Source organism: Sphingobium sp. B12D2B, assembly GCF_025961775.1.
Classification (GTDB): Bacteria; Pseudomonadota; Alphaproteobacteria; order Sphingomonadales; family Sphingomonadaceae; genus Sphingobium.
On sequence record NZ_JAOQOH010000001.1, the window covers coordinates 705,618 to 717,245 of the forward strand.

An 11,628-nucleotide genomic window follows, 5' to 3' on the forward strand; every position below is an offset into this window, starting at 1 on the left:
TCCGGATCTTGTCCGGGCGGGCTTTTCACGTCTTGGCCGATGGGCCCTCTCCGCGATGCTGGCGAGCCGGAGGCGCCGACGCTATAGCGCCCGCCATGTCTTCTGCGCTTGCCTCCTTCCAGTCCCAGCTTGACGCTTTGGAGCGTCGCGCGCGCCGGCGGCGCCTTATGCCGCGCGCGGGCCATGATTTTGCATCTAACGACTATCTCGGCCTTGCTAGCGACCCGGCGATTGCGGCTGCGGTGGCCGATGCGCTGGCGCGGGGTGTGCCGGTCGGGTCGGGCGGGTCGCGGCTGCTGCGCGGCAATGCGCCGGAGCATGAGGCGCTGGAGGCGCAGGCCGCGCAGATATTCGGCAGCGAGGCGGCTTTGTTTCTGGCCAATGGCTTTGCCGCGAACATCGCCATTCTTGCCGGCCTGCCGGGGCCAGGCGATCTTGTCGTCGCGGATTCGCTCATTCATGCCAGTGCCCATGACGGGATGAAGCTCGGCAAGGCCCGCTCCGTGCTCGCGCAGCATAACGATGCCGACGCCTTTGCCGACTCCATTGCCGGCTGGCGGCGCGAGGGGGGCACTGGGCGGGTGTGGATCGTCGCCGAAACGCTCTATTCCATGGACGGTGACAGGGCGCCGGTCGATGACCTTGCTGCCGTCGCTGCGCGGCATGATGCGATGCTGGTGCTGGACGAGGCGCACGCCACCGCCGTTCACGGGCCGGGCGGGCGGGGCCTGGGCGCGCATCTTGAGCCGGCGGAAAATGTCATTGCGCTCCACACCTGCGGCAAGGGGCTGGGCGCGGAGGGGGCGCTGGTGACGGCCGCCCGGCCGATCATCGATCTGCTGGTCAATCGCGGGCGCAGCTTCGTCTTCTCGACGGCGCCATCGCCGCTGATGGCGGTTGCGGTGCAGGCCGCGCTGGCGCGCGGTCTGGAGGGCGACGATCTGCGCGCGCGCCTGAGCGATCTGATCGACCATGCTGCGCAGCATTTATGCGCGCCGCTGGGGCTTCCCGCGCCTGCCAGCCAGGTCCTGCCGATCGTGCTGGGGGACGATGCGCGGACGATGCAGGTTGCGGCCTTGCTGCAGCAGGCCGGGTTCGATGTGCGCGGTATTCGCCCGCCCACGGTGCCGCGCGGCACCGCGCGCCTGCGCGTGTCGCTCACGCTGAATGTCGATGAGCAGATCATCGCAGAACTGGGGGAAGCGTTGCAGCAAGCGCTCGGACAGGTGCCGGCATGAGCGGCGCCCTCATCGTCTCGGGCACAGATACCGGCATCGGCAAAACGGTGGTTGCGGCCGGTCTCGCTGCGGCTCTGGGCGCTTCCTACTGGAAGCCGATCCAGGCCGGCACGGCCGATGGCACGGACAGTTCGGATGCGGTGACGCTCGGCGTTGCGCCGGGCCAGTGCCTCCCGGAGGCGTATCGGCTCGCGCTCCCGGCCTCGCCGCATCTGGCCGCCGAGCGGGAGGGGCTTGTGCTGGACCCGTCCCGTCTAACCCTCCCACCTGCGCGTCCCCTGATCGTCGAGGGGGCCGGGGGCCTGATGGTGCCCGTCCGCCGCGATCCGTCGATGCTGATGATCGACCTGTTCGCGGGCTGGGGCGCGCCGGTGTTGCTCGTCGCGAGGACGGGGCTCGGCACGATCAACCACAGCCTGCTGAGCATCGAGGCGCTGAAAGCGCGGTCCATCGCCATTGCCGGGCTGATCTTCGTCGGGGAGGTACATCCTGATAATGAGGCGATCGTGCCGGCGCTGACGGGCGTGCGCAGCTTCGGCCGTCTGCCGATGCTGGACCCGCTCGATGCGGCGCATCTGCGGCAGGCCATGCACGCGCATATCGATCTGGCTGCCGTGCGGATGGCCCTGGGTGGGCCGTCATGACCTCCCCGGTCTGGCATCCCTTTACCCAGCATGGGCTTGGCGAGCCGATCCCGCAGATCGTCTCGGCCTGCGGCGCGTGGCTGACCTGCGATGACGGCCATCGGCTGCTCGACGGCATCTCAAGCTGGTGGGTCATCACCCACGGCCATTGCGAACCGCGCATCGCGGCGGCCATCGCGGCGCAGGCGGGCACGCTCGATCAGATGATCTTCGCTGGATATACCCACCCGCAGGCGGAGGCGCTGGCCCGGTCGCTGGTGTCGCTCACGCCGGCTGGCCTCGACCATGTATTCTTCTCGGACAGTGGGTCGACCGCGGTCGAGGTGGCGCTCAAAATGGCGCTCGGCCATTGGCACAATCGCGGCGAGGCGCGGCACCGCCTGCTGGTGCTCGAGCATAGCTATCATGGCGATACCATTGGCACGATGTCGGTGGGCGAGCGCGGCGTGTTCAATCGCGCTTATGCACCGCTGCTGTTCGACGTGGAGACGGTGCCCTTCCCCGCGCGAGGGCAGGCACAGGCCAGCCTCGATGCGCTGGAGCGGCTGTGCCGGACGGGCGAGAAGCCCGCTGCGTTCATTGTCGAGCCGCTGGTGCTCGGGGCCGGCGGGATGCTGTTCTATCCGCCCGAAACTCTCCGCGCCTTTGCCGAAATTTGTGCGCAGCATGATGTGCTCTTCATCGTCGATGAAGTGATGACCGGCTGGGGCCGCACCGGCACGCTCTTTGCCTGCGAACAGGCCGGCGTGGCGCCGGATATCCTCTGCCTGGCGAAGGGGCTCACCGGGGGCGCAGTCCCCCTAGCGGCGACGTTGGCCAGCGCAGCAATTTTCGAGTCGCACCGCAGCACGGACCGCGCGGCGATGTTCTTCCACTCATCGAGTTTCACCGCCAACCCCATCTGTTGTGCGGCAGCCAATGCCAATCTGGCGATCTGGCGGGACGAGGATGTGGCGGGGCGCATCGTCGCGCTGGGTTCGGCCCTCGATGAAGGGCTGGCAACGCTCGCCGGCCATGGCCGCCTGCACAACCCCCGGCGGATCGGTGCCATTGCGGCAATCGACATGGTGGTGCCCGATGGCGGCTATCTGTCGGACGTCGCGCCCCGCTTGCGGGCGCATGCGCTGGCGCGGGGGCTCTTGCTACGGCCGCTCGGCAACACCATCTATCTCATGCCGCCTTATTGCACGACGCCGGCCGAGATTGCGCAGGCTTTCTCCGTCATTGCGGACGCGGTGGATACCCGCCCGAACTGGCAAGCGCGCTGAAATTCACCGGACGGCTCAATCGCTTCCCAATCCGCCCTTTTGCGGCTATGGGGCGCCATTCGCGAAAAACTGGAAGATTATGGCCAAAGAAGAACTCCTCGAGATGCGCGGGCAGGTGGTTGAGCTGCTGCCCAACGCCATGTTCCGCGTCCGTCTGGAAAATGATCACGAAATCCTCGGTCACACCGCAGGCAAGATGCGCAAGAACCGCATCCGCGTGCTCGTCGGTGACGAAGTGCTGGTCGAGCTGACGCCCTATGACCTGACCAAGGGCCGGATCACCTATCGCTACATGCCCGGCCGCGGCGGCCCTGGCCCCGGCCAGCCCTGATCGGCAGCGCGGTGGCGTCTCCGCCCCGCGATAGCCGGACAGGCGATTCCATGCGCCTCATTCTCGCATCCGCCTCGCCGCGCCGACTGGACCTTCTCGCCCAGATCGGCGTGACGCCCGATGGCGTGGACCCTGCCGACATCGATGAAACGCCGGGCAAGACCGAACTGCCCGCGCCCTATGCCGCGCGCATGGCCGCGCAGAAGGGCGCGGCGGTGGCGGCGCGTCATCCCGGCGCGCTGGTGCTGAGCGGCGATACGGTGGTGGCCTGCGGGCGGCGCATTCTGCCCAAGGCGGAGGATGAAGCCACGGCCCGCGCCTGCCTGACGCTCCTTTCCGGCCGGCGACACCGCGTGCTGAGTGCGGTCACGCTGATCGACGCCGAGGGCAAGGCACGCCACAAGCTCTCGACCAGCACCGTCACCTTCAAGCGCTTGCATCCGCAGGAGATCGACGCCTATCTCGCCAGCGGCGAGTGGGACGGCAAGGCGGGTGGCTACGCCATTCAGGGACGCGCGGCGGGACTGATTCGCGCCCTCTCCGGCAGCCCGTCCGGCGTGATCGGCCTGCCGCTCTACGAAACGCGCACGCTCCTCCTTTCAGCAGGCTATTCTTGTGACTGATACACCCACGACGCTCCACTGGCTCTATGAAGAGGGCATTGGCGAGGCCCGCGCCGCGCTGGTGAGGGGCGGGCGGATCGTCGAGGCGCAGATCGAGCGGGAAGACAAGCGCGCCCGCGCTGGCGGCATTCATTCCGGGCGGCTGGTGCGCACGCTCATTGCCCGCAAGCGCGGCATCGCGCGGCTGGATAACGGCGAGATGGTCCTGATCGAGCCGATCCCGCCCAAGGTCGCAGAGGGCGCGCCGGTGCGCATCGAGATCCTGCGCGAGGCCATAGCCGAGCCGGGGCTGGACGAGGCGCGCGAGAAGCTGGCCAAGGGGCGCATCGCGCAGCCCGGCGTACAGGCCGGTCCCGGGCCGAGCCTGCTCCAGCGCCTGCAGGCGAGCGGCGTGCCCATCGTGCCATGCCCCGCGCATGAGGCCGACCGGATGGAAGCGGCCGGCTGGAGCGAATTGCTGGCCGAGGCGATGAGCGGTGAGGTCGGCGCCGAGGATGCCGCGTTGCGCATCTTCCCGACGCCGGCGATGACACTCATCGATGTCGACGGCGCCGCGCCGCCCGCCCAGCTCGGCCCCAAGGGCGCCAAGCTCGCGGCGCAGGCCATTGCGCGCATGGGCATAGCCGGCTCCATCGGCATCGATCTGCCGACGATGAATAACAAGGACGAGCGCCTGATCGCGGCGGCGCAGATCGACAAATATCTGCCCCAGCCCTTCGAGCGCACGGCGGTCAACGGTTTTGGCTTCGTGCAGATCATCCGCAAGCGCGAACGGCCCTCGCTCATGGAACTGCTGCGCGCCGATCCGGTCCGCGCCGCGAGCCTGGCGGCGCTGCGCGCGGCCGAGCGGCAGGAGACTGCTGGCGGCGGAGGCGGGCCGGTCGTGCTGACGGTGCCGGCTGCGGTGGCCAAGGATATCCGCACTCATCCGGACTGGATCAAGCTGCTGGAGCGCCGGCGCGGCGGGTCGCTGGACCTGCGCATCGACGACGCCTTGCCGCTGGGGGCGCATCATGCCCATTAAGAATGTCTGCCCCTTGTGCCGCCAGCCGAGCGTGCAGGAATTTCGCCCCTTCTGCTCGCGCGGCTGCCGCGACCGCGATCTGATCGGCTGGATGGATGAGGGCTATCGCGTCCCCGTCCGTGCCGATGATGACGAGGATGGCGAAGGCGGCAGTGCCGGGCCGGCCAATGAGGACGCTTCGCGGGGCTGACCGGCGCGCAACGCCCGCCAAATGCGGGCGGAATGCGCATCTTCGGCTCCCGTCACTTTCTTGAACGGAAAAGGGCGAAACGGGGCTGGACATGCCCCCGCGACCATGCTTATAGCGCACGCTCTTTCGCCGGGTCTTGCACCAAAGGCGATCCCCGTGCCCGGGTAGCTCAGTTGGTAGAGCATGCGACTGAAAATCGCAGTGTCGGCGGTTCGACTCCGTCCCCGGGCACCACTTTCCTCAGAATCTGAAAGTCTGCTGCCCGTCTCAGGCGGGCGCCTGCGCTATTGCAAGTTCTTCTGCCGCACGACCCAGCGCGGGTTGCGGCACAGGCCGCAATCGGTGCCGACGAACATGGCGCGCGCCTGTGGATCGCCCTTGAGGCGCCAGTCCAGCCAGCCGACAGCCACCTTGCCGAACTCGCCGCCATTCTTCTCCCAATAGGTGCCCTCATGCGGGGTCTGCTTGCGATAGGCGCGCAGGGCCGGAATGTTCGGCAGATGGGCGAAGTCGTCATTGGCGTTGGGGAAGGCGACATCCATCTCATCGCCGCTAATATAGGCGACCGCACCGTGCAGCTTCGCCAGGTCGGCCTTGACCAGCGCCTTGCCGCCGGCGGTGGCATTGAGGCCGGACTCGTCAGGGAACAGGCCCATATTCCACACGACGGTGGTGGTTACGCGCCTGTCGGCGCCCGCCTCGATCGCCTGCACGCCGCCGCAGGACATGCCCATCACCGCAATGTTCGCCGTGTCGATGCGGCCCTGGTAGGGGCTGCCGGCGCGGCTGTTCTCGGCGATGGCCCAGTCGATGGCGGCAATCAACTGCCGGGCCGATGTCGGGGCGGGCGGCGCCGTTGCCGGATCGGGCGGGCCCTGGTTGGGCGCAGGCTCGGGTCGCCAGCTTTGATCCTCCAGCGCGCCGATCTTGCCGTTCGACACCACGAGATAGCCGTGGGAGGCGACCTCGCTGAGGAACCAGCGGAACCACGTGCCCTTGTCCAGACAGCCGCCAACGCCCCACACGACGATGGGGAGCTTCTGCTTTGGCGGCGTACGCCCGCGCAGGGGATCATAGATCGTGTGATCGGGCAGGCGCGCATCGGTGGACGGGGTCACCGGAAAAGGGCCGGAGCCGAGGGGCGTCTCGTTCGACACTGCCTTTGGCAGACCACTGGTCGCGCAGGCGCTGAGGCCAGCGACGCCCGCTAAAGCCATCATGCCGGAGAGGATGATTTTCCGAACAGCCTTCACTCGCAACGCCCTTGTTCTCACGATCTTCATAGGGCGCACAGTGCCGCGCGGGGCGGGCATTGGCTACATAAAATTGTTAGGCAATGCAGGTCGTCTTCAGCTTGCGCCGCCGATTGCTCCGGGCGTCAGCACCAGCGCCAGCAGGATGAGCGCGGTGGCGATATAGGCCCAGACGCCCATGCCGGCCCAGGCCGCGCGCAGGGCGCCGCCCTCCATGCCGTCGGCCTTCTGCAGCCGGCGGGCGTAGATGATTGTCCCGGTGACCGCGAGGCCGGTCATCAGCACGCCGAACAGGAACCAGACGAGCTTGGTCGGCAGGCCGCCGAAGTCGCCAAAATGGAGCGGGTCGGCCATTTCCGAGATGCGCTGATGCACGTCGAGGTCGCGCCCATCCAGCAGGGCGGTCACGCGGCCGGTCGCGGGATCGACGGCGACGCCATTGGCGCGGTCCCGCACCAGCCAGGCCTGATCCTGCCCGAGGAAGATGACGCCATTGTCCGGCGTGAAGCGGATTTCCCTGATCGAGAGTGTCGGCTTGGCCGCATGGGCGACCGCTACCAGTCGATCCAGCGCGGCGCCGGTCGGCGGCGGCGCAGTGGCGGCGGCGATCTCGGGCAGTTCCGGCACCGGCGCCCGACCGCCGAGCGTTTCGACCAGATACCAGAGCCCGGTCAACGTGATGAGCGCGACGAACCACAGGCACCACAGGCCGGCAAGGCGGTGCAGGTCGCCATGGAAGCGTCGTGAGTCCCCGCGTCTTGGCGCGCGGAAGAAGCCGCGCCACCATTTCTTGTACGTCACGATACCCGTGACGAGCGATGCCAGTAGCAGCAGCGAGAGCGCGCTGACGATGGGAATGCCGATCTTGGTCGGCAGCATGAGGTGGCGATGCACCTGCCGTAGGAAGCGGTGGACATTGGCCCAGCCATGGGTGCCGGTTACCTGCGCTTCCCAGGGATCGACATAGACGCGGCGGGGCGAACCCTTGCCCATGTCCACCCACGCCTCCGCGGCGAACCAGGGATCGAGTGGGGCGTGGACCATCTGCAGCCGCCCCTCCGGCTCCGCGCGGGCGGCCGCCTGCGCAATCGCGCCCCAGCTTGCCACGGGCCCATCCTGCTGGGTGACGCGCATGGCCGGGGTCACCAGCCAGTCGATCTCATGCGCAAACACCGCCAGCGTGCCGGTGGCGAGAATGAAGGTCAGGAAAATCGAGAGCTTCAGCCCAGCCCAGCTATGGACGCGCCACCAGATCGAACGGGGTTTGGGCTTCCGGGCGACTGTCATGGACGCGCTTAGAACTTGAACCGCAGCTCGGCGAGGAAGGTGCGCGGCTCGCCGGGAAAGTGCCCGCTCTGCGCGCTGAAGCCCGAGGCGGCGTAGACCGTGTCGAAGATGTTATCCACCCGCAGCAACACCTCGGCAAAGCCCAGCCCCTTGGTGATCGAGGCATCGAAGATCGTGTAGGGCTTCACCGTCTGCCCGGATAGGCTGATGCGGCGCGAGACATGCTCGCCACCGAAAGCGAAGGCGGTGTCGATGACGGGCAGCTGATACCGCGTCCAGAAGCCCACCTTGTGGCGTGGGGCATTAGCGAAGCGCGAGCCAAACGCGTTGGTGATGGTCTGGTTAGGGGCCGTGTCAGTGATCCGGGCATCGTTATAGCCATAATTGACCAGCAACACCCAGTTAGGCGTGATGTCCGTCGCGAGGTCGATCTCGAACCCCTTGCTGGTGACTTCGCCAACCGGTGTCAACATGTTGAGATCTTTAGGATCCGGCTGCAAAATATTGCGTTTCACGATGCGATAGATTGCCATGTTGGCCTGCAGCTTGCCGTCCAACAACTGAGTCTTGATGCCGCCTTCGATTTGATTGCCAGTCACCGGTGCGAAAGGACCGCCGACATCTGGATTTTGACTGGCAGTACTCTGCGGCTCGAAACTTTCAGACCAGCTCACATAAGTGGAAATGTCAGGCCGGGGTTTGAAGATCAGGCCGGCACGGAAGGTGACATCGCTACCCTTGTAGGATTTTGGGGATTGGGTTGCGCTACCCGTGCTCGTCGTCGTCTTGTCCTCAAACCAGTCGTAGCGCATCCCGCCAACCAGCAGGAATGCGTCGGTTAAGCTGATCTGGTCCTGCAGATAGGCGCCGCGCCGTTTCGAGCGCGTGTCGCTTGTGTCGAAATCAAGCAGTGCGGCCCGGGCGGCGTCCCCCTTGCCTGCACCGTAGACCGGGTTCGAGAGGCTAAGCGAGCTGACCCCGGTACGCAGGATGCGCGAATCGAGAATATTCGTCTCGTCATACCAGTCCGCTCCAGCCTGGAACTTGTGCTCCACGCCAAACAGATCCACGCGCGCGGTGGCGTTGGTCATGAAGGACAGGCCGTCGACCGGGCGGATCTGGTCGCGAAACTCGCGGCGGACAAGATCGGAATTGTTGGGGTCCAGCCCACGCGGCTCATGATATTGCTGGACCTCGCGCGCGGTGAAGTAACGCACGCCGGCATCGAAGGTGACCCGCTCGCCGATCGCGGTTTGATAGCGCGCCTGATAGGCTTCGCTCGTCAGGTGCAGGAAGTCGGTTGGCTCATTGGCATTCCAGCGAATGTCGGTGAGGAAATTGCCGGCATTATCGACAAGGACACCGCGTAGGCGATTGGCGCGCAGCTCATTGTCATAGATGGTCGCCTGCAGCGTTAGCTTGCCGCCTTCATTGGTCTTGATGGCGATGCCGGCGTCGGCGACGCGCGACTTGTTCTGAGTGTTGAGCCGGTAAGGGTCCATGGACTCATAGAAGCCACCCGCGCGATAGGTGACGATGCCTTCGGCGTCGATCGGCCCTGTCGCCTCGGCGGAGATGCCGACGCGGTCGTAATTGCCGCCGGTCACGACCATACGCAGCCCGCGCTTGTCGGATGGTGTCTTGGAGACATAGTTGATGATGCCGCCCGGGGAGCCCGGGCCGAAGAACAGGCCGGATGGCCCCTTGAGCACTTCCACCCGCTCGATGTTGAACAATTGCGGCACGGAAAAGCCGATGAACGGGTTGCCGCGCTGCCCATCGTAGAAGGACTGGTCCTGACGGAAGCCCCGGAAGGTGACGCCGGCATAGCTGAAGGCGCTCACGCCGGAGATGTTGCGATAGATGTCGGTCGCATCGCGCGCGCCCTGATCGGCAAACAGCTCGGACTTGATGACCTGCACGGCCTGCGGGATATTCATGGGGTCTTCGGCGGCCTTGCCGACTGTCGTCTCATCCGCGCGGTACAGGCGCTGGACGCGGCCCGTCACGATGATCGTGTCTTCCCCATCCGCGCCAGCCTCCGCCGGGGCGCCTTCCATCTGGGCCATAGCGGGGGCAGCGGACAGCGCCACGGACGCGAGCAGAACGGATCGGAGAAAAGACAAGAAAGCCCCCTGAATGAATCGATAATGCGAGTAAGTCGCAACTATGTCGATTGTTCGGGCGATGCAATCCCTTGCCGCAAGAAAAGGAGGGTTGCGCTCGGTTCAGGATTTAGGGCTACGTCCGATCAGGCCGATAGGCTGGCGTCCCGCTTGAGCGCGCAGGCCGCGCGCCAATAATGGAAGGCAGCCAGCGCATAGAGCGCGATGCTGGCCAGCAGGGCGTGGCGCACACCCCAGGCCGAGGCGGTGGCGCAGGCGCCGGTGAGGCGGGCATCCGTGCAGACGCTCTTGAAGCCGGGCATTGCAAGACCTGCGAAGATGTCGCTCGCCAGGCCGATGATCGGCGGGCCGAGGCCAACGCCGACCAGCGTGGCGATGAAGAAGTAGATGAAGGCCGCCGTCGTCCGCGCGTTGGGCGCGACGAGGTTCTGCAGGGCGACCAAGGTCGGCACCGAATAGAAGAACAGGAAGACCCCGGCCACGGTCAGGCAGACGAGCGCCGGCAGCGGGCTGCCCAGCGAATAACCGACCAGATAGAGCGGCACGCTGGTGGCGATGCCGCAAAAGGGCAGCAGCGCATACCAATGCTGTCCGCGCCGGGCGATGAAGTCGATCCCGACGCCGCCCAGCACCATGCCGGCCGTGGCCGCCGTGGACGAGATGATCGCCACATAGACGCCGGCCTGCGTAATCGAGAGATCATGGACGCGCATGAAGAACGGCGCCGTGAAAGCGCCGCCGGCGTAGAGCGCCATGCTGGAGAGGGCGAGTCCGATGAGCAGATTGCGGAACACCGCCTTGCGCGCCATCATGCTCATGACCTCTCCCATCGGCGGGGGCGGCGTCGCGGCTTTGCTGGTCGGCCGGGCGCCGTTGTTCAGGCCATCGCTTAAACCTCTGGGCGGATCGCGCAGCAGCAGGCGGAAGAGGAGGGCGACGATGAGGCCGGGGCCGCATACCGCGATCATCGCGGTCCGCCAGCCATGGTCCTTGGCGATCCACACCGCCGCCAGCGCGCCGATGAACGAGCCGAGCGGAGAACCGAGCCGCATCATGGTGATCGCAAAGCCGCGCTGATGCGGCGGGAAATGATCGCCGATGAGCGACGTGCTGGGTGCCTGCACGCCTGCCTCGCCGATGCCGACGCCGATCCGGCACAGGAAGAGCTGCCAGAAATTCGCGGATAGCCCGCACAGCGCGCTCATCAGCGAGAACAGCCCCACCGAGACGGAAATGATCGTGATCCGGTCGCGTCGTTCCGCAAGGCGCGCGATCGGCAAGCCCAGCGTCGAATAGAGAATGGCAAAGCCGAGCCCGCCCAGCAGCCCGAGCTGGAAATCGGTGAGGCCAAGATCCTCCTTGATCGGCTGGCCCAGCGTCTGCACGATCACCCGGTCGACATAGGCGAAGGCGGCGACCAGCATGATCAGCGCCAGCAGCATGGCGCGATAGCCGGGGCCATAATGTCGCTGCGATGGGGTGGTCGAGGCGTCGTTGGTCATGGGGCCTGCGCAATAGGGGGGGACGAAGGGCGCTTGACGGCGCGCAGACGGTATAGACCGGCCAGTCGGCGACGCAAGACTGTTGATGACTCAATGAATTGCTTTTGGGATGCAATTGTTGCAGTGGAAGAGTTTCGCGACG

11 protein-coding genes and 1 tRNA gene are annotated in these 11,628 nt (G+C 66.4%); 8 read left to right on the top strand and 4 right to left on the bottom strand.

What is annotated here, in order from left to right:
* Nucleotides 1-95 precede the first annotated feature (95 nt).
* The 8 genes from M2335_RS03425 to M2335_RS03460 all read left to right on the top strand — a co-directional run bounded on the left by M2335_RS03425 (nt 96) and on the right by M2335_RS03460 (nt 5,552).
* The gene (locus tag M2335_RS03425) at nt 96-1,238 is read left to right on the top strand and encodes an 8-amino-7-oxononanoate synthase (protein WP_264577268.1); all 1,143 of its coding nucleotides are present in this window, start codon (nt 96-98) and stop codon (nt 1,236-1,238) included.
* Entirely contained in the window at nt 1,235-1,882 is a 648-nt protein-coding gene (gene bioD, locus M2335_RS03430) for a dethiobiotin synthase (RefSeq protein WP_181558540.1), read from the top strand. Before M2335_RS03425 ends, bioD begins: the two co-directional genes overlap by 4 nt.
* Nucleotides 1,879-3,150, top strand: a complete 1,272-nt coding sequence (locus M2335_RS03435; protein WP_264593793.1) for an adenosylmethionine--8-amino-7-oxononanoate transaminase — start codon at nt 1,879-1,881, stop codon at nt 3,148-3,150. The genes bioD and M2335_RS03435 overlap by 4 nt, the downstream gene beginning before the upstream one ends.
* A gap of 79 nt (nt 3,151-3,229) precedes the next feature.
* Nucleotides 3,230-3,481, top strand: a complete 252-nt coding sequence (gene infA, locus M2335_RS03440; protein WP_181558542.1) for a translation initiation factor IF-1 — start codon at nt 3,230-3,232, stop codon at nt 3,479-3,481.
* Between the two features lie 50 nt (nt 3,482-3,531).
* Nucleotides 3,532-4,104 carry a Maf family protein gene (locus tag M2335_RS03445; RefSeq protein ID WP_181558543.1) on the top strand — a complete coding sequence of 191 codons (573 nt, stop codon included), beginning with the start codon at nt 3,532-3,534 and terminating at the stop codon, nt 4,102-4,104.
* A complete protein-coding gene (locus tag M2335_RS03450; protein ID WP_264595349.1) occupies nt 4,091-5,128 on the top strand; it encodes a ribonuclease in 1,038 nt (345 codons plus the stop codon). Before M2335_RS03445 ends, M2335_RS03450 begins: the two co-directional genes overlap by 14 nt.
* Nucleotides 5,118-5,318, top strand: coding sequence for a DNA gyrase inhibitor YacG (locus M2335_RS03455; RefSeq protein WP_264579861.1), 201 nt, complete (start codon nt 5,118-5,120; stop codon nt 5,316-5,318). The genes M2335_RS03450 and M2335_RS03455 overlap by 11 nt, the downstream gene beginning before the upstream one ends.
* Nucleotides 5,319-5,476: 158 nt before the next feature.
* Nucleotides 5,477-5,552: transfer RNA gene (locus M2335_RS03460), tRNA-Phe, on the top strand.
* A gap of 50 nt (nt 5,553-5,602) precedes the next feature.
* Here M2335_RS03460 and M2335_RS03465 read toward each other — a convergent pair.
* From M2335_RS03465 to M2335_RS03480, 4 genes are all read right to left on the bottom strand, one after another.
* A complete protein-coding gene (locus M2335_RS03465; protein WP_264593794.1) occupies nt 5,603-6,571 on the bottom strand; it encodes a hypothetical protein in 969 nt (322 codons plus the stop codon).
* A 96-nt stretch (nt 6,572-6,667) separates the two neighbouring features.
* Complete coding sequence (locus tag M2335_RS03470; protein WP_264593795.1) at nt 6,668-7,858, bottom strand: PepSY-associated TM helix domain-containing protein; 1,191 nt, start codon at nt 7,856-7,858, stop codon at nt 6,668-6,670.
* A gap of 8 nt (nt 7,859-7,866) precedes the next feature.
* The gene (locus tag M2335_RS03475) at nt 7,867-9,984 is read right to left on the bottom strand and encodes a TonB-dependent siderophore receptor (RefSeq protein WP_264593796.1); all 2,118 of its coding nucleotides are present in this window, start codon (nt 9,982-9,984) and stop codon (nt 7,867-7,869) included.
* A gap of 125 nt (nt 9,985-10,109) precedes the next feature.
* Nucleotides 10,110-11,486 carry a spinster family MFS transporter gene (locus tag M2335_RS03480; protein WP_264593797.1) on the bottom strand — a complete coding sequence of 459 codons (1,377 nt, stop codon included), beginning with the start codon at nt 11,484-11,486 and terminating at the stop codon, nt 10,110-10,112.
* Nucleotides 11,487-11,628: the final 142 nt, after the last annotated feature.

What these genes read in the sequence shown, in the direction of transcription:
- bioD (WP_181558540.1), top strand. Translation starts at nt 1,235, where the DNA reads ATGAGCGGCGCCCTCATCGTCTCGGGCACAGATACCGGCATCGGCAAA.
- M2335_RS03470 (WP_264593795.1), bottom strand. Translation starts at nt 7,858, where the DNA reads ATGACAGTCGCCCGGAAGCCCAAACCCCGTTCGATCTGGTGGCGCGTC.
- M2335_RS03455 (WP_264579861.1), top strand. Translation starts at nt 5,118, where the DNA reads ATGCCCATTAAGAATGTCTGCCCCTTGTGCCGCCAGCCGAGCGTGCAG.
- M2335_RS03435 (WP_264593793.1), top strand. Translation starts at nt 1,879, where the DNA reads ATGACCTCCCCGGTCTGGCATCCCTTTACCCAGCATGGGCTTGGCGAG.
- M2335_RS03445 (WP_181558543.1), top strand. Translation starts at nt 3,532, where the DNA reads ATGCGCCTCATTCTCGCATCCGCCTCGCCGCGCCGACTGGACCTTCTC.
- M2335_RS03425 (WP_264577268.1), top strand. Translation starts at nt 96, where the DNA reads ATGTCTTCTGCGCTTGCCTCCTTCCAGTCCCAGCTTGACGCTTTGGAG.
- M2335_RS03480 (WP_264593797.1), bottom strand. Translation starts at nt 11,486, where the DNA reads ATGACCAACGACGCCTCGACCACCCCATCGCAGCGACATTATGGCCCC.
- infA (WP_181558542.1), top strand. Translation starts at nt 3,230, where the DNA reads ATGGCCAAAGAAGAACTCCTCGAGATGCGCGGGCAGGTGGTTGAGCTG.